We start from the raw sequence: 23,051 nt of genomic DNA on the forward strand, positions 1-23,051 counted from the left end.
CGCAGCGCCAATCGCAATCGTCAACATACGAGCCCAATCTTCCATGTCGTCAACGATTTCTCCCCTTGGTGACGCCGGCCTGCCTGCGTCGGATACCGCCGGAGCGCACTTGGCCGATCGCGCTTCGAGCGCATTGGCGCGCGACCTGCAAAGCACGCTGGGCGAGTCGGTGCAGTTCGATCGGGGACATCTCGCGGTCTATGCATCCGACGCCTCCAATTACCGGCAGGTGCCGGTCGCGGTCGTGATTCCCCGCTCGCTCGACGAACTCGCGGCCGGCATCGGAGTGTGCCGACGCTATGGCGCACCAGTGCTGATGCGCGGCGCGGGCACGTCGATGAGCGGACAGACCGTCAATACCGCCGTCGTTTTCGACGTGTCGCGGCATTGCGCGTCCATCGTCGAACTTGATCCGGCGGCAGGCCACGCCGTGGTCGAACCGGGCGTCATCTGCGACCAGTTGCGCGACGCGGCCGAACAGCACGGCCTGACGTTCGCACCTGATCCATCGACGCACAGCCGCTGCACGCTTGGCGGCATGATCGCGAACAACTCCTGCGGGCCGCACTCGGTCATGGCGGGCAAGACGCTCGAAAACGTCGAGGCGCTCGAAGTAATGACCTACGATGGCGCGCGCTTCTGGACCGGGCCGACGAGCGACGCGCAGCTCGAGGCGATCATCGCCGCGGGCGGTCGTCAGGGCGAGATCTACGCTGCGCTGCGCGCGTTGCGTGACCGCTACGCGCCGCTGATACGTGCGCGTTTCCCCTCGCTCAGGCGCCGCGTGTCCGGCTATAACCTCGATCAGCTGCTGCCGGAGAACGGCTTCAACGTCGCGCGCGCGCTGGTCGGCACCGAAGGCACCTGTGCGCTCACGCTGCACGCGCAGGTGCGGCTCGTGCACAGCCCAAGCGAACGTGTCGTATTGGCGCTCGGTTTTCCAGACATCTATACAGCCGCCGACGCCGTTCCGGAATATCTGCGCTGCGAGCCGATCGCCGCCGAGGGCCTCGATCGAGAGATCGTGCGCGGTTTGCAGGCGCGCAAACTGGCTGCCTCTGAAATTGCAATGCTTCCCGACGGCGACGCGTGGGTGCTGCTCGAATTCGGTGCCGACACCGCGCAAGCCGCGATCGCACTGGCCGAGCGGGCCCGCGACGCGCTGTGCAGGCGTGACGCCGGACCGCGTCCGACGAGCTGCCTAATCACGAGCCGCGACGAGCAGCGGCGCATCTGGTCGATCCGCGAGAACGGCGCGTCGAGCACGCAGTTGTCGATCGATCCGGACGTTGTGGATCCGAAAGTCGGATGGGAAGACGCCGCGGTCGACCCAGCGCGGCTCGGCGATTATCTGCGCGGGTTTCAGGCGCTCGTCGATCGCTACGGCTACCGCACGTCGCTGTTCGGCCACTTCGGCGACGGCTGCGTGCACGCGCGCGTGACCTTCGACCTGCGCTCCGCTCAGGGGGTGTTCGATTACCGCAACTTCGCGCGCGAGGCCGCGCAGTTGGTAGTCAATTTCGGCGGATCGCTGTCCGGAGAACACGGCGACGGCCAGGCGCGCGCCGAGCTGCTGCCAATCATGTTCGGCGACGAGTTGATGGAAGCAATGCGCGCGTTCAAGCGCATCTGGGATCCGGACAACCGCATGAATCCCGGCAAGGTCGTTGACGCTTACCGCATCGACGACAATCTGCGCGCCGGCCCGGCGTATAAGGTCGTCAATTTTGCGACGAAGCTGCAGTTCCGCAGCGCCGAAGGTAACGGCTTCCAGCGCGCGCTTGAACGCTGCGTCGGCATGGGACGATGCCGCGCGCAGAAGGGCGGCACGATGTGCCCGAGTTTCCGCGCGACGCAGGACGAACGTTTCTCGACGCGCGGCCGCGCGCGGCTGCTGTGGGAGATGCTGCAAGGCGATCTGATCGATGACGGCTGGCAAAGCGAATCCGTCAAGGAAGCGCTTGATACATGCCTCGCGTGCAAAGGCTGCCGCAGTGATTGCCCAACGCATACGGACATGGCGTCGTACAAGGCCGAATTTCTTTCGCATTACTACGAGAAGCGCCGACGTCCGCGCCAGGCGCTGGCGATGGGCCGCATCGGCGACTGGGCGCCGCTTGCCGCGCGCGTGCCGGGGCTTGTCAATCTCGTTAATCGCACGCCCGGCGTCTCCACGCTCGCCAAGCGCATCGCGGGTGTGGACCCGGCGCGCACGTTGCCCAAATTCGCCAAGACCACCTATCGGCGTCGTGCGGCACATCGCATCGGCCAAGCGGCAGGCGGAGGCAGGCGCGTGATCCTGTGGGTCGATACGTTCTGCGAGCACTTCCATCCGGAGATTGCCGAGGCGGCGGCGCGCGTGCTCGAACATGCCGGCTTTGTTGCCGTGCTGCCGCCGACACCGTTGTGCTGCGGCCGGCCGTTGTACGACTTCGGCTATCTCGATCGCGCGCGCGGCCGGCTTGCCGCGATTCTCGATGCGCTCACGCCGATGTTTGCCGCGGACGACGCGCCGATTGCGCTGGTCGGACTTGAACCGGGCTGCATGTCGGTGTTCCGCGACGAACTCCTCAAGACTTTTCCGGATGATCCGCGTGCTCACGCTTTGAGTGCGAAAGCGCAGATGTTGGGTGATTTTCTGGTGGCGCACGACTACCAGCCGCCGCGCTTCGATGCCCACGTCATCGTGCATACGCATTGCCATCAGAAGTCGCTCTTCGGCGTGCAGGGCGACAAAGCGCTGCTGGACACGATGGGCGTACAGGCGACATTGCTTGACAGCGGCTGCTGCGGCATGGCCGGTTCGTTCGGCTTCGACAAAAAACACGCGGAGATCTCCGCGAAGGTCGGCGAACTGGTACTACTGCCAGCGGTGCGCCGCGCGCCGCCCGCCGCCTTCATTCTGAGCAACGGCTTTAGTTGCCGAGAGCAGATCGAGCAGCGGGCTGGCCGCAAAGTCCTGCATCTTGCCGAACTGCTGGCGCTTGCGCACGACGCGTCTGCCCACGCCGAGGCGCCGACCGATGATCACACGCATCGCATTTCAACCGCGGACGAGCCAGCCTAAGCCCGGCCAAGCGCGCCTCACTTTTCCTACGCAAACGGATGACTCACATGACCTATGCCGACCCCACACCGATTCCCTCCATGACCGGCGTCCTCGCGCCCGCGCTCACGCCATTCGACGCGTCCGGCGACATCGATCAACCCGCCTTCGAAGCGCATTGCCGCTGGCTGCTGGACGCGGGCGTCGGGCTTGCCGTGTTCGGGACCAATTCCGAGGCAGCCTCGCTGTCGTTCGGCGAGCGCCTCCATGCGCTCGAAGCGTTGATCGCGGCAGGCCTCGATCCCGCGCGCTTCATGCCGGGCACTGGCACGTGTTCTGTGCGCGAAACTGTCGACCTGACCCGACACGCGCTCGGGCTCGGCATTCATCGCGTTATGATGCTGCCGCCGTTCTATTTTCCGCAGCCGTCGGAGGCGGGCTTGCTGCGCTATTACCTGGACGTGATCGAGCAGGTGGCCGATGCACGCCTGCGAGTGTACCTCTATCACATCCCCCAGATGACAGGCGTGCCGATCACGCTATCCCTGATCGAGCAATTGCGAAGCCGCTATCCCTCCATCGTATGCGGCATCAAGGATTCGTCCGGCGACTGGGGAAACCTCGAAGCTACGCTGAAAACGTTCGCCTCGGACGGCTTCTCGGTGTTTCCTGCCAGCGAAGCATTGCTTGCACGCGCATTACCGCTCGGCGCTGCCGGGTGCATCAGCGCGACGGCGAACATGAATCCGGCGGGACTTGTGCGTTACTTCGCGGCACTGTCGACGAACGAACCCTCGCCCGATGAGCAGATGGCGCTCTCAGTGCGGAGCGTTTTCGCATCGGTGCCCATGATCCCTGCGATGAAAACCGTGCTGGCGCGCAGCGGGGCGACGCCCGACTGGGCGCACGTACGTGCGCCGCTGACCGCGCTCGATCAGCGCCAGGGCGACACGCTGATGCAGTCGCTCGACGAGATCGGCTTTCGCCTCGAAGGACTGAACGTGAACGCATGAAATCCTTATCGGCGCGTCAGTTCACGCGCCGAGCAAATCGCACAGAAGAGCTTGCACGGACCTAGACGGCGTGACCGTTTAGGTTCAGACGAGCCATCGGATGCATACACAGGAGACAACGATGAACGGCATGCAAGGCTACGCGCAACACGACTTCGCGACGACGGCGCCCGACCGCCTGTCACGACCGATGCTGATCCTGGTGATGGGTCTGCTCGGCACGTCGTACATGTTCAACGCGATGGATCGCCAGGTGTTTCCATCGCTGCTAAGCGCGATACGCACAACTTACGGACTTTCGCTCGCGCAGGCGGGATTTGTCAGCACGGTATTTACGTTAAGCGTGGCGATCGTTGGTCCGATCGCCGGCTGGTTCTATGCAAGATATACGCGCAAATCAATTTTGGTGGGCGGGCTGATCGGCTATTCGCTGTTCACGCTCATCACACCGCTGGCGCAGGGATTCACCACGCTGGCGGCATTCCGTGGCTTGACGGGCGTCGGCGAAGCGCTGCAGGTCGGCGCCGTCTATTGTTGTCTTGGCGGCTACTTCGGCCGTACACGCGGCGCCGCGATGGGTTGGATGCAGGCGTTTTTTGGCTTCGGGGCGCTGGTGGGGCCAGTGATCGGCGTCCATCTGCATCGCGCTTTCGGGCAATGGGAACTGCCGTTCTACGTGTTCGGTGTCGCGGGCATTGTGGTCGCGCTGCTGCTCGCGCGCTTCATGCCGGGCCGCTTCAGCGAAGCGATGGAGCCCGCCGAGCGCACTGGAATCTTCGAGAAAGCGCCGTCGCTGCCACGGCTTCTGAACCGCAACGTGTGCCTCGCTTCGGCGTCTTTCGCGCTCGTCGGACTGTCGTTCTTCTCCTATACCGCGCTGTACGCAACGTATCTGCGCGAGCATCTGAACTACACATCCGTCGCGGCGGGATCGGCGCTCGGGATGTACGGGCTGGGCGCGATGGGTGCGGTCATCGGCGGTTGGGCGGGCGACAGGCTCGGCAAGCTGGGCATTTTCTGCGGACTGGCGATACTTGCGGCGGCTAGCTTCCTGATGTTCAACGGCACCGTTCAGCCTCTCGCCCACGCAGGACTCTCGTTGTTGTTCGGGTTGATGGTGAGCGGTTTTTTCTACGCGCGATTCGTCTCAGTGATCCAGCGCAGCGCGCATCCGCTGCAAATCGGCTATGCGGTGTCCGCCGCCATGACGGGCTTCTATATGAGCGGCCCGTTCGCCGGCTTCCTGTTCGGCGAACTGGTCGAGCTGTGGGGCTGGTCCACCGCCGCTAACGTCATGGTCGTCGCGCCGCCTTGCGTGGCAATGGTGCTGATGGCGTTCTTCGATTATTCGCGGCTGCGTGACGTCTGAACTCGCCGTTACGTGCCGGACCGCGCAGCACGCGCATGCCTTTCTCTCTACTCATTCAGCGTATTGCCAAGAGGTTCAAGCGATGAACATGCATTCCAACAATTCGGCGCGTCCTCGCGCGCTGGTGATCGGAGCATCGATGGCCGGGCTCTTTGCCACGGCGTTGCTGCACAAGGCTGGCTGGTCGGTCGACCTGTTCGAACGCTCCGACGTCGAACTGTTCGGGCGCGGCGCGGGCATTGTCACTCATGGCGAGCTGCTGGACGCGCTCGTCGAAAGCGGCGCGGACATCGAGCGTCTGGGCGTGGCAATCAAGGACCGTATCGCGATCGATCAGTCGGACAACGTGCTCGAGCATCTCGATTATCCGCAGATCGTCACGTCCTGGGACCGGCTGCATCAGTCGATGCGCGCGACAATTCCCGAGGGCCATCATCACCTCGGCTGCAATCTCGTGTCGATCGATCAGCATGATAACGGCGTGACTGCGCATTTCTCGAACGGAAGACACGAGCACGCCGATTTGCTGATTGCCGCGGACGGCTACCGCTCAGGAATTCGCGGCATGGTGATGCCCTCGGTACAGCCGATCTATGCGGGCTACGTGATCTGGCGCGGCGTCGCCGACGAGGCGGCAATGCCGGCATCCGCGCGTGACACAATTTTCGACAAGTTTGCGTTCTTCCTCCCACCGAACAACAAGATTATCGGCTACCCGATTCCGGGCCTTGATCATGCGCTCGACGTCGGCCGGCGGCGCTACAACTGGGTCTGGTACCGGCCGGTCGACCCTCAGACGCTCGAAACAATGCTCGTCGATGAACAGGGCAATCATCACCCGGTTTCGATTCCGCCGCCCCTCGTGCGTCAGGAATTGATCGACGAACTGAAGGACGCGGCGCGCAGACAGTTGCCGCCTTCGTTTAGCGACACGCTTGCCGTGATCGAGCGGCCGTTCTTCACACCAATCTACGATTTGTTCTCGCCGAAGATGGTGTTCGGGCGTGTCGCGCTGATCGGCGATGCGGCCTCGGTCGGCCGGCCGCACATCGGCATGGGCGTGGCCAAAGCCGCCTCGGATGCGCAGGTGCTAGCGCATGCGTTGGGAAACAAGGCTCTGTCGATCGACGATGCGCTCGCGCATTTCGAAAAGGAGCGGCTTGTCGAAGGACGCATGGCGTTCGAGCGCGGCCGCACGCTTGGCGAGTACCTGCTCGCCAATGAAGCATCGGAGCACGCAGCCGACGATGCGCATTGGCGGGAGTTTCACAGCGTGACCGGCATCCTTCGCAACACCGCGTCGTCCGATTTTTTAAAGGCGCTGTGAGGGCGCATATTCATCCGACTTCAACTGGAGAGAGTTATGTCCGTTGCAGAACTTCCGGTTCCTGATTTTGCGCGCGACATGCGCATGATCGGATACTGCGACCAGGGTGGGCGCCCGGACGGCGTTCAGCTCATGGTGCATCGCGGCTACGCATACATTGGCCACATGTTCTCGAAGGGCTTCAGCGTTATCGATGTGCGTGATCCACGTCGGCCCACGCCTGTCCATTACGCGGCCGCTCCGCCAGATACCTGGAACATCCATCTGCAGGCGCATGACGATCTGCTGCTCGTCATCAACGCGAAAGACATGTTCGCCGCCACCGAGTTTCAGGACGAGCGCGCGTATTACAGTGGCGCGCTCGGCGAAAAAGTGGGCACCGCGAGCCGGTCCGGCGGGGTGCGTCACTGGCGAGCAGGCCTCGCGGTGTACGACATCTCGACGCCCGACGCGCCCCGCGAGATCGGCTTCATGTCCGTCGAGGGCGGCGGCATTCATCGTGTCTGGTACACCGGTGGGCGCTGGGCCTATGCCTCGGCGCTGCTCGACGGCTTCACCGATTACATCTTCATAACGATCGACATGGCCGATCCACGCCGTCCGGTCGAGGCGGGGCGCTATTGGATTCCGGGCATGCACGCGGCGGGCGGTGAGACCCCAGTCTGGGATAGCACGCGACGCTTCGGGCTGCATCATCCGATCGTGCATGGCAATACCGCCTACTGCGCATGGCGCGATGCCGGCATGGTGATCCTCGACGTCGCCGACCGCGCGGCGCCGAAGCTAGTCGCGCATCGCAACTGGTCGCCTCCGTTCGGTGGTGGCACCCACAACTGCTTGCCGTTGCCTGATCGCGATCTGCTCGTGGTGCTCGATGAAGCGGTGCTCGACAACCAGGCCGACGGCGAGAAGTTCATCTGGATGTTCGACATCCGGGAGCCGTCGAATCCAGTAAGCATCGCCACTTTGCCATCGCCAGCAGAGATTGATTATGCAACGAAGCCCGGCCATTTTGGACCGCACAATCTGCATGAGAATCGCCCTGGCACGTTTGTCAGTTCGGAGATCGTCGTCGCGACGTATCAGAACGCGGGCGTGCGCGTATTCGACATCCGTGATCCCTATCGTCCGGCCGAGATCGCGGCGCTGGTGCCGCCGACGCCGGATCGGCTGGTCGACCGCCGGCAAAACCGGGCCCTTGTGATTCAGTCGGCGGACGTGTTTGTTGACGCGAATGGATTGATCTACTCGACCGACTACAACGGCGGGCTGTACGTGATGGAGGTCGAGTCATGGCGTTGAAGGCGGCGCTGGTCGGGCTTGGCTGGTGGGGACGACACCTGCTTGCGCAGATGCGCGCCTCGCCGGCGTTGCAGTTCGTTGCCGCAGTGGGAAGCCGCGATGCGCACCGTGCAGTCGCCGAAGAGTTTGGCGTGCCGTTCTCCACCGACTGTGAAGCGATCCTTGCTCGCTCTGACATCGAACTTGTTGTGATCGCGACGCCGCATCGGCTGCACGCGCAGCAGGTAACAAGCGCCGCAGCGCACGGCAAGCATGTGTTTTGTGAGAAGCCGCTCGCGATGAGCCGCGAAGACGCACGCGCCTGCATCGAGGCGTGCGCGCGTGCTGGGGTGCGGCTCGGCATTGGTCATGAGCGCCGCTTCGAGGCGGGAGTGATCGCGCTCGCGAAGCTGGTGCGCGAGGGTGAACTCGGCGCGATCGTTCACGCGGAAGCCAACTTCAGCCACGACAAACTCGCGAGTCTCGCCGCCGACAACTGGCGCGTAGCAGAGAGTGATGCCGTGCCGCTGGCGATGACCGGAACGGCAATTCACATGACCGACCTGCTGGCAGATCTGCTCGGTGAAATCACCGAGGTTTTCGCGGCGGCGCCTGCCCGCGAGGTTTCGCAAGCGGGGCGGACATTGTCGCTCCAGGTGCGATTTGCGAACGGTGCGACCGGCTACATCAATTCGATCCTCGAAACGCCGCTTTATATGCGCGTCGCGGTGTTCGGAGCGAAAGGCTGGGCCGAGCTGCGCAATGCCGATCATCCGGATTCAAAGGGTGCGAGTCATCTCTCTGTGCGGCGCGCGGACAAAACGGAACGATGGGCGGCGTTTGAGTGGAACGATTCGGTGAGGGACAACATAGAGTGTTTCTGCGCGGCGATCAGCGGGCAGGCGAACTATCCCGTTAGCACCCACCAGATGCTCTCGAATGTTGCGGTGATGGAAGCGGTTGCGCAGTCGCTTCAGCACGGCCGGGCAGTGCGCATCGGTCTGTCGCCATAGCAAACAAGGAGCATCAATACTAGGCAGGTTACAAGATCAATGAGGAGACAAAAATGGCTAACATACATAGGATAACGAAATATATCGGAACAGCATGCGCCGCTGGCCTGTTTGGCGTGTCGAATTTGGCCCATGCGCAGGCATCGACGGTCCAGTTGTATGGGCTGCTGGATTCCGTAGTCGGAAACTTCAAGGCGAGCGGTGATCCCTCGTCGCTCGTCGGCATGCTCAACGGCGGACTGATCACCTCGTTTTACGGAATGCGGGGGACCGAGGATCTCGGCGGCGGACTGAAAGCCGGTTTCGCGATCGAGAGTTACATCTTCGTAAATAATGGTCAGGTTGGCCGATTCGCTGGCGATGGCGCATTCTCGCGCAACGCATACGTCGAGCTGGCGAGTCCGTACGGCATGATCCGTATGGGACGTCAGGTGACGCCGCTGTTCTACATTATGGCGCGTACCAATCCGATGGGAGGATCGTTTCGCTTCAGTCCATTGATGACCCAGTCGTGGATCGTGAACTATGGGAGAACCGTGCTTGGCGATACCGGCTGGGACAGTGCGGTCCTCTACCAGTCACCGTCGATCGGCGGCCTCACGTTTTCTGTGCAGGCGACTGCGCCAGGGAATGGCGCGCACGACGAAACCGCCACGCTCGTCTACGATCGAGGGCCGTTGTACCTGGCGGGAGTCGTCCAGCGTGTCAGAACCGGACTGGGTATCGTCACGCCGGTCGATCACCAGAATGCGTGGTATCTAGGCGCAAGCTACAACCTCAACTTTGTGCAGTTGTATGCGACCTACACGCACACGGCATCATTTAATTTCGGTTCGAACAACAACACCTATCACGGCGGAGTGACGATCCCGATTGGTGTGTCCTCGCTGGAACTCGCTTATTCCCGCACTAACACGCGGCTGTCGTTGAACTCGGTGTCCTATTACCGCAACTCGGCCGGCGTAACTTTCGATTATCCGCTGTCGAAGCGTACTGATGTTTACACGAGCTACATGTACGACAAGCTGAGCACGGCCGGTACCTCGAACAGCTTCGGTGCGGGGGTACGACATCGCTTCTGAGCGAACGTCGCCACGCTGATTGCAACCATAACCTGTAGGGAATCGACTCATTCCAGTAAGCGCCTGTCCGTGTACCCAAATAGCAGCAGGGCTGCGGTGCAAACTACACCGATCAAATGCAATCGGAGACTAGTCAAATGGCATTGATTGGTAAAAATATCCTTGTGCGGAGCGGGTCTTCGGGCATCGGTTTTGGCGTGGTAACAGCTGCCCAAGCGCCGAGAGGCGAGGTAACTGCATCGGCGCTATCAGAAGCTCCAACTTGGGTATGCCTTGCGCGAGAAACAATTGATATAACCAGCGAAACACAATGGCATGCTTCCTCTCCATCCACACATATGCGAGTAGGCGGGTTGGTAGGCGGGTAGAAGATAAATATTCGCGGAGAATCCCATAAATAATGGGTTTATGGCGGACCCTCTCTCCGCCAAAGCGTTTTTGGAATCCCGCATGGTCAATGGCCTGCGGGATTTTTGTTTTTCTGACCCACAAAATGACCCACAACGCGTAACGCGGACCGTCGCGCGATATGTATCGGAGCACGAAGCAATTTTTGACGGGCGGCGCGATTGCTCCAGGGCACACCCCGCAAACCTTCACGAAGTCTCCACGACGAACGCCTTCAATTCCACCAACTTACCTTCGCTGAAACGCCAGACGTCGCAGTAGGAATGCCGAATTTCTTTTCCGTTTTCGTCCGCGGACATGATTTCGCCGAGCGCCACCACGAAATCTTCGTCACCGATCAAACGGGCGACCGTGAACTGCGGCGGAGTCACATACTCGTTTGCCATCCACTCGCGGACGGCCGCTTTGCCGCGAAGGCTTCCTGCGCCCACCGTCGTCCATACGATGTCGTCCGCGCACGCCGAGAGAAATCCCTCGTTATCCCCGGCGCTTACCGCGGCATTCGCTTTTCGTAGGACGGCCTTGTTCGATTCCTTCATATCGCTTCTCCTTAATCAGCTCACAAGAACGGGCGAGGATACTGTCTTTTCGCGCGACCCTTGATATGTTTTGTGCGAGGAAAGCAGCCGGTCGGCTTGGTCGAGCTTCGTCATCATATGAGCGTCAGGCATGGCGCGAAAATTGAATGCGCGAAGGCACAGCACCGATTTTTGTCCCCGAAGACGGAGTATTTTTCTCGGTATAAGGCGTCGGTCGCGGATATCGCGCATTCACGCTGACGGACGAAGCAGCGTGCCAAAAATTAAGGAGCGCGCGATTGTGACAGTCAACACTCGAGCCATCTGGAAACGTTGAACTTCTCGTGAGGAGCGGGTCGTTCTCACGGCCAAGGATTTCAATCCGGAAAGACGCTCCATGCTCGATGACGACGTCATGCGCGAGGACGACGAGAGCGAGTACGTCGCCTACGCAAGCGGTCTGGATTACGACTTCAAGGTGGTGGCGACGCCGCCCAATAACATCGAATTCGAAGACGATCCCGAGGACATTCGAATCGACATTGTCGAGAACAATCTGGAGTTCGTCGAACCGGCCGATGACGAGGAAGACGACGAGGCTTGAGTCGCCACTTAATCGTGTTAAGACCCTTGCGTCCTGCCTCGGTAATCGGCAGGGCGTTCCATGTTCACTGTCTCAGGCGCCCTTGCAGCGTTCGCTTGCGCCCTGTCAACTGCCCGACATACAACCCGACCATGCTTGCAGGCTCATGGCCAATCGTCGCGACGCGCCCATCATCCGGCCGTCGTCGATGTTCGCGCCATTTCCGAACACATCGAGCAAACGGAAGGGATCATGGACGACGCACCTACCTTGAATATTCCGGCCAGCGCAGAGCCGGCCCGCAGTGGCCTGGGTGTCGAAGCGCTCAAGCGCGATATCGTCGACAACCTGATCTGTCTTCAGGCGCGGTATCCGGAGATCGCGACGGCGCACGACTGGTACGTGGCGCTGGCCTACACGGTGCGCGATCGCATGATGGCGCGACGTGTGGCCACCACGCGTACCTATGTGGCGCACGACGCCAAGGTGGCCTGTTACCTTTCGGCGGAGTTCCTGATCGGGCCGCAACTCGGCAACAACCTGATCGCCCTCGGTATCCAGCGCAACGCACGCGAGGCGCTCGAGGAATTGGGCCTCGACCTTGACGCACTGGTCGCGATCGAAGAAGAACCGGGTCTCGGCAATGGCGGTCTCGGACGTCTGGCCGCCTGCTATCTCGATTCGCTTTCGACGCTCGAAATTCCCGCGATCGGCTATGGCATCCGCTATGAATTCGGCATCTTCGATCAGGAAATTCGCGACGGCTGGCAGGTGGAAGTCACCGACAAATGGCTTCAAAAAGGCAATCCGTGGGAAATCCTGCGCCCGGATGTCGCGTTCTATGTGAGCTTTGGCGGGCGCACGGAAAGTGGAACCGACGAACATGGGCGCTTCGGCGTGCGCTGGATTCCCGCGTACACAGTAAAAGGCGTGGCGTGCGACACGCCGATTCCCGGTTTCGAAGTCAATACATGCAACACGCTCAGGTTGTGGAAAAGCGAAGCCGTCGAATCGTTCGATCTGCAAAACTTCAATGCCGGCGACTACTACGAAGCCGTGCACGAGAAAGTGCAATCCGAAACCCTGTCCAAAGTGCTGTATCCCAATGACGAGCCCGAAGCCGGCAAGCGTCTGCGGCTTGCGCAACAATACTTTTTCGTCTCGTGCTCATTGCAGGACATGCTGCGGCTACTCGCGCTCAAGGGCGAACCGATCGAACGCTTGCCGGACATGTTCACGGCGCAGATGAACGACACGCATCCGTCGATCGCCGTTGCCGAACTGATGCGGCTGCTCGTGGACGAGCGCGGACTTCCGTGGGAACAGGCATGGGACATCACGCACCGCACACTGGCCTACACGAATCACACGCTGTTGCCCGAGGCGCTGGAAACGTGGGGTTTGCCGCTGTTTCAAAGCCTGTTGCCGCGTCTGCTGGAAATCGTCTATGAGATCAACGCACGCTTTCTGGATGAACTCCGGCAACGTTATCCGGGCGATGACGCGCGCATCGCCCGCATGTCCCTGATCGATGAAAACGGCGCGAAGCGCGTGCGCATGGCGAATCTCGCCACGATCGGCAGCCAAGCGGTCAACGGTGTGGCCGCGCTGCATTCGAAGCTGCTGGAAGAAACCGTGCTGCGCGACTTCGCGGAACTCTGGCCCGAGCGCTTTCATAACGTGACGAATGGCGTCACGCCGCGCCGCTTCCTGATGCTCAGCAATCCGGGCCTCGCCGCGTTGCTCGACGAGACGCTCGGGCGTGCGTGGCGCACCGATCTCGGCCAACTGCGCGCACTCGATCGGCACGCCGACGACGTCGATTTCCAAGCTCGCTGGCGCGAGGTCAAGCACGCGAACAAGCGCACGCTGGCCGCGCAGATCAAGAGCGCGACGGGCATTGCCGTCGATCCAGCCGCGATGTTCGACATTCAGGTCAAGCGCATTCACGAATACAAGCGCCAGCATCTGAACGCACTGTTTATCGTGACGCTTTATCAGCGCCTGCGACGCAATCCTCAGCTTGCCATGACGCCGCGCTGCTTCGTCTTCGGCGGCAAGGCCGCGCCCGGCTATGCAATGGCCAAGCTCATCATTCGGCTGATCAATGGTATCGCCGAGGTGGTGAATGACGATCCCCTCGTGAACGGACGTCTGAAGGTGGTGTTCTTCCCCGACTTCAATGTGAAGAATGCACACTTCATCTATCCGGCGGCCGATCTCTCCGAGCAGATTTCGACGGCGGGCAAGGAGGCCTCGGGCACCGGCAACATGAAGTTCATGATGAACGGTGCGTTGACCATCGGCACTCTGGATGGCGCGAACGTCGAAATTCGCGAGGAATGCGGCGACGAGAACTTCTTTTTGTTCGGCCTGCATGCCGACGAAGTGGAGCGCGTGAAGCGAGAAGGGTATATCCCGTCGGACTTCGTGAACAACAATCAGGAATTGCATGAAGTGCTGGAAGTGATCGGGAGCGGGCATTTCTCGCACGGCGATCGAGAGGTGTTTCGTCCGCTGGTCGATAATCTGCTGCACGCGGATCCGTTTCTCGTGCTCGCCGACTACGCCGCCTACGTCACGGCTCAGGATGAAGTCAGCGCGGTCTGGAAGGATACGCAGCGCTGGACCCGCATGTCGATTCTGAACACGGCGTATTCCGGCAAGTTCTCCTCGGACCGCGCGATTCGTGAATACAGCGAAGCAATCTGGAACATCAAGCCAGTGCGATTCGAACTCGTTTAGTAAGCGCGAGCCCCGCTTTTTGCCCGCGCAAGCCGAAGGCTTCACTTCACCGTCAGTAACTTCAACGTCATTTCTTGAGCCGATGATTGCCGTGGCAGGCGCGCCCGCTTCGGGCGCGTCAATTTTTCCATCGCAAGAGGAGAACTGACATGACAGAGTTCGACAGATTCCACGACGCGGCCGCGCTCGACGAAAGACAGCGTCGTTTTCAGGAGGACCTCATCGATGCCTATGACGAGGAACTCGAACTGGAGGTGGACGATCGGATTCAGGATGGAGATGCGGCGCTCACCGAGCAAGCGCGCCTGTCGCGCAAGCACTATTTTCAGGAGCTTTTTCGTCTGCAGGGCGAACTGGTGAAGTTGCAGGACTGGGTGCAAAAGACCGGTCACCGGCTGGTCGTGGTGTTCGAAGGGCGGGATGCGGCGGGCAAGGGCGGGGTGATCAAACGGATCACGCAGCGGCTGAACCCGCGCGTGTGCCGCGTCGCCGCGCTTCCCGCACCGAACAACCGCGAGCGGACGCAATGGTATTTTCAGCGCTACGTGTCCCATCTGCCCGCGGGCGGCGAGATCGTCCTGTTCGATCGAAGCTGGTACAACCGGGCGGGCGTCGAACGCGTCATGGGTTTTTGCACGGACGATGAATACGAGGAGTTCTTTCGTTCCGTGCCGGAGTTCGAACGGCTGCTCGTTCGCAGTGGCATCCAGATCATCAAGTACTGGTTTTCGGTCACCGACGATGAGCAGGAACTGCGCTTTCAGGCTCGAGTGCAAGACCCGCTGAAGCAATGGAAGCTCAGTCCGATGGACCTGGAAAGCCGGCGACGCTGGGAGGAATACACCCACGTCAAGGAGGTCATGCTGGAGCGCTCCAATATTCCCGAGGCGCCGTGGTGGGTCGTGCAGGCAGTCGACAAGAAGCGCGCCAGGCTCAATTGCATCAGCCATCTGCTCGATCAGGTGCCGTACGAGGAAGTGGAGCATGAGCCCGTCGTGTTGCCAGAACGCGTGCACCATGAGGAGTACATTCGGCATCCCGTGCCCGAATCGATGATCGTGCCGGAAAGGTACTGACGCGTCTCGAGAGCGATCGTGCATCGAAGGCCGCGCGGTCCGCGATGCCTTCGATGCCTTCAGACCAAGTACGATCAGAAAACGAATCGGAATAGCCAGTAAAGGGCCCCTGCCAGCGCGATCGAGATGGGAAGCGTGAGCACCCAGGCGAGCACGAGGTTGCGAACCGTGTCCCACTGCAATCCGGAGCCGTTCGCAGCCATGGTTCCCGCCACGCCGGACGACAGCACGTGAGTCGTCGACACGGGCAGTCCGTACATGTCGGCAGCGCCAATGGTCAGCATGGCGACGAGTTCGGCCGATGCACCCTGACCATAGGTCAAATGCTGCTTGCCGATTTTCTCGCCGACCGTCACGACGATCCGCTTCCATCCCACCATGGTGCCGAGTCCCAACGCAATCGCGACAGCCACTTTCACCCAGGTCGGAATGAACTTGGTGGCGTGATCGGTTTGCTTTTTGAAGTTGTCGATGGTCTTGGCGTCGGCCTCCGAAAAAGCGGGTTGCTTTGCCTTTTCCATCAGCCGGATGGCTTCCGATGCGACATACATGTTGTTTCGAACGTTATCGACGCTGTCCTTCGGCACATTGGCCAGCGACCCGCCCGATGCGCCGACTTCCCGGCCGATCAGCTCGACCAGTTGTTGAAGTGCCGGGACGGTGGCGGGCGTAAGGGTATGCGTCTGAACATATAGTTCGACATCCTGACGAGGATTCGCGGGGCTCGGGGCGCCATTTGAGTATCGGCCAAGCGCGGTCGATGTATCGCGTGCGACCGACACGAAGGTCTGAGTTTCCTCGGGCGTCACCGCCTTGTTCAACGCATAGGCAGTCGGTACTGTACCGATGAGGATGAGCATGATGAGCCCCATGCCTTTCTGCCCGTCGTTCGACCCGTGGGCAAACGACACGCCCGTGCATGTCAGGATCAGCAGCGAGCGAATCCAGAACGGCGGGGGCGTGTTTCCCGAAGGCGCGGTGTACAGCGCGGGAATTTTCACGACTGCTTTGAGGATCAGCAACAGGAGGCCTGCCGCCAGAAACCCGACGAGCGGCGAGAGGAGCAACGATTTGCCGACACCGAGGGCTTGTCCCCAATCCACGCCGCTGGTTCCGCTGGGGCCATGCATCATCTGATTCATCAGGCCCACGCCGATGATCGAGCCGATCAAGGTATGGGAACTCGAGGAGGGCAAACCAAAATACCACGTGCCCAGATTCCAGATGATAGCCGCGATCAGCAGCGCGAAGACCATGGCAAACCCGCCGCTGCTGCCCACCTGCAAAATCAGCTCGACGGGTAACAACTGCAGTATGCCGAACGCCACCGCGCCGCTCGAAGTCAGCACGCCGAGAAAGTTCCACGTGCCGGACCAGATGACGGCGAAGTTCGGCGCGAGCGAATGCGTGTAGATCACGGTCGCGACCGCATTGGCCGTATCGTGAAATCCATTCACGAATTCGAAGCCAAGCGCGATCAGCAACGCGACCACGAGCAAGATGTAGGGAAGCGCCGAGGCTTGCTGAACAGGCTGCAGATCGCCCACGAGGTGAAAGACGACATAGAGCAAGCCGACGGTGATGACGGCAAGAAAAGCAAACAGGCTGAGCCGCCGGTTTCGTGCATTGGACGTATCGACCTGCGGAATAGGTAGTCCTGACATGGATTCAGCCTCCGTTTCGTTAGAGCGTTGCTTGCCTCTCGCGTGGAGAGAGGCCCGACCGGTGACGGTTCAACGCGTTCTTGATGGGTTAAGGTTGGGTGATCGGTTCGGGGCGGGTGAGAGCCTTGGCCTTCAGCGTGCTTTATTCGATGTGAGCATCGTCGCCAAGCGTAGCGAACGGGAATGACAGCTTCATGGATCGACGCCGGAAGCCTTGAGAGAACGCGAACCTTGCATGTCAATCGCTGTCGATGTCCTGATTGGCATCGTTGCGCACGAAGCCGGCATCGTGCAGCTCGAACGTATTGGCCGGCAAACTCGTGTGGTCCACTGCCGACACGCGCCAGATTTCTCCCTGCGAATCCGTCCAGATCGACAACGGCAAGCGGTCGCGCTCGCTCCAGCAAACGCGATGTCGCGCGTCGCCTTGCTCGATTTGATACCAGCGGCAGGCCGACAGCGGCGCATCGACCTTGGGTGGCGCTTCGGAACGCATGATTCGATAAGGTCCGATGGGATGCTTCAATCCGTGCGCGAGATCGAACCAGTCCAGAAAGCGCCCGAGCCGCACGAGGTTGTTTCGATCGATGCGCGTCGTGATGTGCTTGTCGTAATCGACCACGATCATCTGATAATCGGTTGGGTCAGTCGCGTCTCTTATCACGTAGGTGTCGAGCGCATCGTCGGTACGGCGGCGCAGGCGGGTGTCGCCGTCGCGCCAGACCTGCATGGTGTGTCTTCCGTCGCGCGTGCTGAACTGCACGGTGTAGTGAAGCGTGGATGGCTCACCGTTCGTCGCGAACACGGATTCGAACGTCGGCGCTTTGTCCTGGCTGGTCGCCGGGTAAGTGGCCGTTGCCGTCAACGCCGCGCAGATCGACGCCAGCAGCTTACTGACGAATGGCTTTTGCATAATCGAAATAACGGTACGTCTTGCTGTCCACCGTCAAATCCTTGACTGCCAGACTGATCGAGTACGTTCCCTGCAAAAGCGCTGAATCGACACTCGCGCCGGTAGGGTCGGTGGGCAGCTCGAAGCGCAGGCCAGTCGCCGCCGTTGCGGGCTGAACCGTCGATTGGGCGACTTGCGGCGCCGACGTGCTCTTGGGCGTCAGGAGCGATTCGTTGACGATGCGTCCGTCTGCCTGCGGCATCGATAAGCCAAGGAGATAGGCCACCGTCGGCGCGACATCGACATTTCCGGTCGGCGTGCTCAACACGGTCGTGGTCTTGAACGACGGGCCGCTCGCGACCAGCGTGTTATGCACGTCGTTGATGCCGAAGCTCCCGTGCATGCCGCGCTGCCCACCGACACTTTCGAACTCGATGCCGGGAAGACCCTGCACATTCACCTGATCGTCCCAGGTGAAACTCGCGACCACGTCGGGCTGGCCGTTGTTCTGGCGCGTCGCGTTTTCAAGGTTGACCATGGACATCGGCAGCGTGCCGGGCAGGTTGCCATAACGGCTGTCGACGAAGATCGCGCCGAATTCCTCCCGCTGCTGAAGCACCTTCACGAGACTCTGGATCGTCGCGGGATCGTGACCGGGCACATAGAAGTAGTCGGAGCCGCCGTTCGCCGCCACCACGATGCCGTTCGGCGGCAAGCTGCCAGGCGCGGGCACCTTGAAGCTCGCGACGGGCGTGGGCAGTGTCGAACTAATCGCCTGATACTTCGTGTTCGCGGTGCCGCAAAGGGTGCCGCCGGTGTCCGTCTTGACGGGCACGGTGGGTGTGCCGGCGGCATTCAGGCCGTACATGGCCGAAGTGCCGCAGCCTGCGCCGTCATACGCCTTGAAGCCACGGAAGGTCAGCAGATCGGCCGAACGCACGTCGCCGGAGAAGGAGTAGCCGTTGGCGTTGATGGCGCCGATCGCGGCGGCATCCGTGCCGCTGGTGGAACCGTTGATCGCGGGCCCGGCAGGCGGGGTAGCGGAAGCGGTGATCGCGCGCAACGGATAGAGCGCAAGCGGACCCGATACCGTCGAATGCCCGTGATCCGAGACGACCACGATGTTCGTCTGGTCGTACAGGTTGTTCGCCTTCAGGCCTGCGATCAGTTCGCCGAGCCGCGCGTCTTGTGAACGCAAACCTGCCTTCATGTTGGGCGTGCCGGGACCGTACCCGTGCTCGACGTTGTCCGGCGTACGGAACCAGATGAGCGAGAGCATCGGTTGCTTCTTCGGCAGGATGTAAGACGTGAAGACCGACATCATGTACTTGTTGGCCGCGTCTTCAGGTGCGCCCTGCGTGCTGTCCGTGCTGTCGCGCGCGGCGACGGTGAGCTTGCCGGCGGGATCGTAGGCGGTGGTATTGAACGTGATGTATCCGGCGCGCGCGGTGGGGTCGCCGTTGTTCGCGGCGAGCGTGACGGCATTCGTGCCCGAATAGCCGAAGGTCGTGTTTTTCGGCACCGCGATGTTGGCCGCCTGAAGTTCGGTGACCAGGCCGCGCGGTTGTGCGGTGTTCTCATCCAGAAAGTAACCGCCCTGCGCGAGATCCTGAATGTAGGCCGCGCCCGATTTGCCAATGGTCGCTGTCACCATGCCCGCCGCTTGCGCCGTGGCAAACAGGCTTTTCACGAGCAGCAACTGGCCGCCGTAGTAATTGTTCAGTGTCGTGAGAACCTGATAGTCCTCCGTGAAGACCGGATCGACATAGTCCTGGCTTGAGCCGGTCGCCGAGTTGCCGACGGGAATCGTGGCGGCCGCGCCTTGCGGTGGCGTCCAGAACGTATTGCCGTAGAAACCGCTCGTCTTCGGAAACGACCCCGTCGCGAACGACGAGCCGTTCATCATCGTGAAGGTCGGATAGGTCGAGTGGTTGTCGGCGAAGTTCACGCCTGCCTGACGCAACGCATAGAGATTAGGGGTATCGGCTTGAGTGACGGAATCGGGACGCAAGCCGTCCCACACCATGATGATCGTGCGCGTTGCCTGTGGGGGAGTGGGATTGGTGGCGTCGTGCCCGCCGCAGCCCACGAGAGAAACGCCACCCACTAATGCTATCGACCATGCGCGCAGGCTTGTCATCACGTTCGCTCCGAGGACACGGCCGGTATTCGACCGTCACAGCGAATCGAGGCTATAGGCCGATAATTACGTTTGTGTGACGTCTTGATCGATTTGTGCCTTCAGCAAGGAACAATGCTTAGGCTAAATCGAATGTCCATTGTTTGACTATGTCAGCTTAAAAGAGCCGGCAGGTGATCGCGTTTTTTTTGAGCAAGGCAATTCAAACGCACCCAGACCTGCGCTTGGTCTTGTCCGCATTTCGTCCATATTTCATTTAGTTTCCATGTCAGTCGATGTCATTCATATAGCCGTAATGATGCGATAGTCATAATGCAAAGATACAAGCAAACAATAGGACTGGCGATGAGAAGGTATCCGAAGTATTTCAAGAACAAAGTCGCTACACCCATCGCTTTTCTCGCGCTCATGACAACGCTGACCGCCTGCGGCAGCGACGATCACAACAACGACTTCGCCACCCTCGACAAGCAGCAACCGCTCGTCATCGGCCACCGCGGACTTCCCGGCTTGCGTCCCGAAGAAACTCAGCCGTCGTACGAACTCGCGGCGCAGAACGGCGCGGATGCGCTCGAAGAAGACCTGCATCTATCGAAGGATTGCGTGCTGGTCGCGCGACACAATCCCTGGCTGTCCGACAACACCAATGTCGCCGATGTCGCCAAGAGCAACGCATCGGTCGCCGCGAGAAAGCGCACCGTGCCGGGCGTGCTGGTCAACGTCAAATGGCCCACCACGACAACGTCCGGTCCGTCGCAATATCTGACCGATCTCACCAATCCGAACGATCCGAAGTCGGTGCTGAAGTCGCTGATCGTCGATGGCGAGGATCACACCGGCGACTGGTCGATCACGGACTTCACGGCGGCGGAACTGGGCACGCTGCTGGGCGGCACCACATACGACGCGGCAAGCGAGCGTCCCACCGAATACAACGGCAAGTATCCGATCCTCACGTTCCAGCAGATCATCGATATCGCGAAGACCCAGAGCGCGGCAACGGGGCGCACCTTGTCGGTGTATCCGGAGACGAAGAATCCGACCTGGAACAACGCGCAAGCGATCGCCAACGGCTGCGGCGCGGCGGGCAGCCGCCCGCTCGAAGATGCGCTGATCAAGATTCTCAACGACAACAATCTCAACAGCAAAACGGCTGCCGTATTCGTACAGAGCTTCGAGCCGACGAGCCTGCAATACATGAAGGCGCACGGCCTCAACACGAAGATCGTGCAGTTGATCGATGGTTACGATGTCGATTACCGCAGCGGCGCGGTGATCTACAACGAGATCACCGATAGCCGCCCGTTCGACTGGACCATCGCGGGCGACTCGCGCTGGTTCGACGCCATGCTCACGCCTGCCGGACTCGCGCAGATCAAGACTTACGCGGACGGTATCGGGCCGTGGAAGCCGCAAATCGTGCCGCTCAAGATATCGCCGTTTCCGGCGACCAATGCGGACGGCACGCCCTATGCCGGTTCGACGACGGCCGCGACCACGCAACCCGCGACAAGCGTCGTCAGCGATGCTCACAAGGCCGGATTGTTCGTGCACGTCTTCACCTTCCGCAACGAGAAGAAATACCTGGCGGCAGACTATAACGGCGACCCGGCGCAGGAGTATCTGAAGTTTTTCCGCCTCGGCGTGGATGGCGTGTTCACGGACTTCGCCAATACGGGTTCCGCGGCGCGAACGGCCTACCTGCACGAGCTTGGAAGATAAAGGTGTCGCTTGTTCGTTAGGCAGACTGACGATTTGAAAAGCGGGCCAACGCCGAGGCTGTCTAACGGGCATCGCCCGGGGCGATCGCCTGCGTCGGCCCGTTCGATCGATCAGCCCAGGCTGAGCAAGACTGCCCCATGGCGATTGTCGCGCTCGATATGTTCGATTGCACTGGCGAACCGGGTCAGATCGTAGTCCGCCTCCACCTCGAATTTTTCAGGCGCGCCGCGGCCGATCTCGATTGCCTCCGCTACATCCTCACGGCGCTGTTCGCGCGACGCGTTCTGCATCCAGCGCGAAGAAGACACGCCTGCGAACATGATCTCGCGCGGCACCGCGTTGAGCGGGAAGACGATAGGGTCCGCTGACATGGCGCCGTAAAGCAGCACGACTCCGCGGTCGCCGAGCAAGGGAATGAGATCGCCGACCATTGCCCCGGCTACCGGATCCATCACGACCTGAAGCGGTTGCATGTTCGCGGCATGGCGGACGTGGTCGTGCCACGCCGGGTCGGCTGTCGAGACCACGGGCATATCGGGGAACCGCTGTGACAGGACGTTTGCACCGTTTGCGCTTCTGACCACGCCTACGACTTTCAAGCCACGCCGGCGCGCCGCGATCGTCACGAAGCGCGCCACCGACGACCCGGCAGCGTTCAATAAGATCGGTATGTCGCGACCCGCGTCCGGCACCGCGTCTTGAGCTGCTCGCAGCAACATGAGCGCGATCACGGCGTTCGGGCCCATTTGCGCTGCGATGGCGTCGGGCAAATCATCCGGAATGGGCGTGACCGATTCGGCAGGGGCCTTGAGACGTTGCGCCCATGCGCCCGGGCTCGGATTGAAGATCACGCGCACGCCCGGCTTCAGATGGGCGCGATCCACGCCTTCGCCCACGCTCTCGACGACACCCACGCCATCGGCGCCGGGGACCAGAAATCCGTCCGGTGGCAGCGGGATTTCGAACATGCCTCGAACCATCATGAGATTGCCGGGGTGAACCTGCAGCTTGGTCACGCGAATCAGCACTTCGCCAGGGCCCGGCGGCGTTGGCTCGGGCAGCGTCTTCAGTTCGAGAACATCCTTGGGCTCGCCGAAGCGAGAGAAAACAATGGCTTTCATCGATTTGACTCCAGGTTGGAAAACTGGAGCCAAGGTTAGGCACTTTATTGC

General features: G+C 61.0%; 16 protein-coding genes. 11 read left to right on the forward strand and 5 right to left on the reverse strand.

All coding sequences use genetic code 11. From position 1 onward, the window contains the following. The first annotated feature begins 43 nt into the window (after positions 1-43). The 7 genes from ACZCWR_RS09030 (at position 44) to ACZCWR_RS09060 (ending at position 10,131) form a co-directional block, all read left to right on the forward strand. Positions 44-3,067: an FAD-binding and (Fe-S)-binding domain-containing protein gene (locus ACZCWR_RS09030; protein WP_487300431.1), complete on the forward strand. Its 3,024-nt coding sequence runs from the start codon at positions 44-46 to the stop codon at positions 3,065-3,067. Between the two features lie 47 nt (positions 3,068-3,114). Next, positions 3,115-4,059 (forward strand): dihydrodipicolinate synthase family protein, encoded by a 945-nt coding sequence (locus ACZCWR_RS09035; RefSeq protein WP_487300432.1) that lies wholly within the window; start codon positions 3,115-3,117, stop codon positions 4,057-4,059. Between the two features lie 121 nt (positions 4,060-4,180). After that, positions 4,181-5,428, forward strand: a complete 1,248-nt coding sequence (locus ACZCWR_RS09040) for an MFS transporter (protein WP_487300433.1) — start codon at positions 4,181-4,183, stop codon at positions 5,426-5,428. A gap of 82 nt (positions 5,429-5,510) precedes the next feature. Then, positions 5,511-6,755, forward strand: a complete 1,245-nt coding sequence (locus ACZCWR_RS09045; RefSeq protein ID WP_487300434.1) for an FAD binding domain-containing protein — start codon at positions 5,511-5,513, stop codon at positions 6,753-6,755. A 36-nt stretch (positions 6,756-6,791) separates the two neighbouring features. After that, positions 6,792-8,057: an LVIVD repeat-containing protein gene (locus tag ACZCWR_RS09050; protein ID WP_487300435.1), complete on the forward strand. Its 1,266-nt coding sequence runs from the start codon at positions 6,792-6,794 to the stop codon at positions 8,055-8,057. Continuing rightward, positions 8,048-9,049 (forward strand): Gfo/Idh/MocA family protein, encoded by a 1,002-nt coding sequence (locus tag ACZCWR_RS09055; RefSeq protein WP_487300436.1) that lies wholly within the window; start codon positions 8,048-8,050, stop codon positions 9,047-9,049. Before ACZCWR_RS09050 ends, ACZCWR_RS09055 begins: the two co-directional genes overlap by 10 nt. A 53-nt stretch (positions 9,050-9,102) precedes the next feature. Further along, the gene (locus ACZCWR_RS09060; RefSeq protein WP_487300437.1) at positions 9,103-10,131 is read left to right on the forward strand and encodes a porin; all 1,029 of its coding nucleotides are present in this window, start codon (positions 9,103-9,105) and stop codon (positions 10,129-10,131) included. A gap of 596 nt (positions 10,132-10,727) precedes the next feature. Here the strand turns inward: ACZCWR_RS09060 and ACZCWR_RS09065 are convergent. Beyond that, positions 10,728-11,078, reverse strand: a complete 351-nt coding sequence (locus tag ACZCWR_RS09065) for a nuclear transport factor 2 family protein (protein WP_487300438.1) — start codon at positions 11,076-11,078, stop codon at positions 10,728-10,730. 376 nt (positions 11,079-11,454) lie between these two features. Here ACZCWR_RS09065 and ACZCWR_RS09070 point away from each other — a divergent pair, with 376 nt between their 5' ends. The 3 genes from ACZCWR_RS09070 (at position 11,455) to ppk2 (ending at position 15,461) form a co-directional block, all read left to right on the forward strand. Then, positions 11,455-11,661, forward strand: a complete 207-nt coding sequence (locus ACZCWR_RS09070; protein WP_487300439.1) for a hypothetical protein — start codon at positions 11,455-11,457, stop codon at positions 11,659-11,661. A gap of 231 nt (positions 11,662-11,892) precedes the next feature. Next, positions 11,893-14,385 (forward strand): glycogen/starch/alpha-glucan phosphorylase, encoded by a 2,493-nt coding sequence (locus ACZCWR_RS09075; protein ID WP_487300440.1) that lies wholly within the window; start codon positions 11,893-11,895, stop codon positions 14,383-14,385. A gap of 149 nt (positions 14,386-14,534) precedes the next feature. Beyond that, the gene (ppk2, locus tag ACZCWR_RS09080; RefSeq protein ID WP_487300441.1) at positions 14,535-15,461 is read left to right on the forward strand and encodes a polyphosphate kinase 2; all 927 of its coding nucleotides are present in this window, start codon (positions 14,535-14,537) and stop codon (positions 15,459-15,461) included. A 74-nt stretch (positions 15,462-15,535) separates the two neighbouring features. Here the strand turns inward: ppk2 and ACZCWR_RS09085 are convergent, their stop codons facing one another. The 3 genes from ACZCWR_RS09085 to ACZCWR_RS09095 form a co-directional block, all read right to left on the reverse strand. After that, on the reverse strand, positions 15,536-17,125 hold the full coding sequence (locus ACZCWR_RS09085; protein WP_487300442.1) for an inorganic phosphate transporter: 1,590 nt from the start codon (positions 17,123-17,125) through the stop codon (positions 15,536-15,538). A 238-nt stretch (positions 17,126-17,363) separates the two neighbouring features. Continuing rightward, positions 17,364-18,038, reverse strand: a complete 675-nt coding sequence (locus ACZCWR_RS09090; RefSeq protein ID WP_487300443.1) for a hypothetical protein — start codon at positions 18,036-18,038, stop codon at positions 17,364-17,366. Continuing rightward, positions 18,016-20,157: an alkaline phosphatase family protein gene (locus ACZCWR_RS09095; protein ID WP_487300444.1), complete on the reverse strand. Its 2,142-nt coding sequence runs from the start codon at positions 20,155-20,157 to the stop codon at positions 18,016-18,018. Before ACZCWR_RS09095 ends, ACZCWR_RS09090 begins: the two co-directional genes overlap by 23 nt. Before the next feature lie 345 nt (positions 20,158-20,502). On the opposite strand from ACZCWR_RS09095, the gene ACZCWR_RS09100 reads away from it, so the two are divergent. Next, the gene (locus ACZCWR_RS09100; RefSeq protein WP_487300445.1) at positions 20,503-21,879 is read left to right on the forward strand and encodes a glycerophosphodiester phosphodiesterase family protein; all 1,377 of its coding nucleotides are present in this window, start codon (positions 20,503-20,505) and stop codon (positions 21,877-21,879) included. A 110-nt stretch (positions 21,880-21,989) separates the two neighbouring features. On the opposite strand, the gene ACZCWR_RS09105 is transcribed toward ACZCWR_RS09100, so the two are convergent. Beyond that, complete coding sequence (locus ACZCWR_RS09105) at positions 21,990-23,000, reverse strand: alcohol dehydrogenase catalytic domain-containing protein (protein WP_487300446.1); 1,011 nt, start codon at positions 22,998-23,000, stop codon at positions 21,990-21,992. Between the last annotated feature and the right edge of the window lie 51 nt (positions 23,001-23,051).

It is taken from the genome of Caballeronia sp. A2-2 (genome assembly GCF_057612605.2).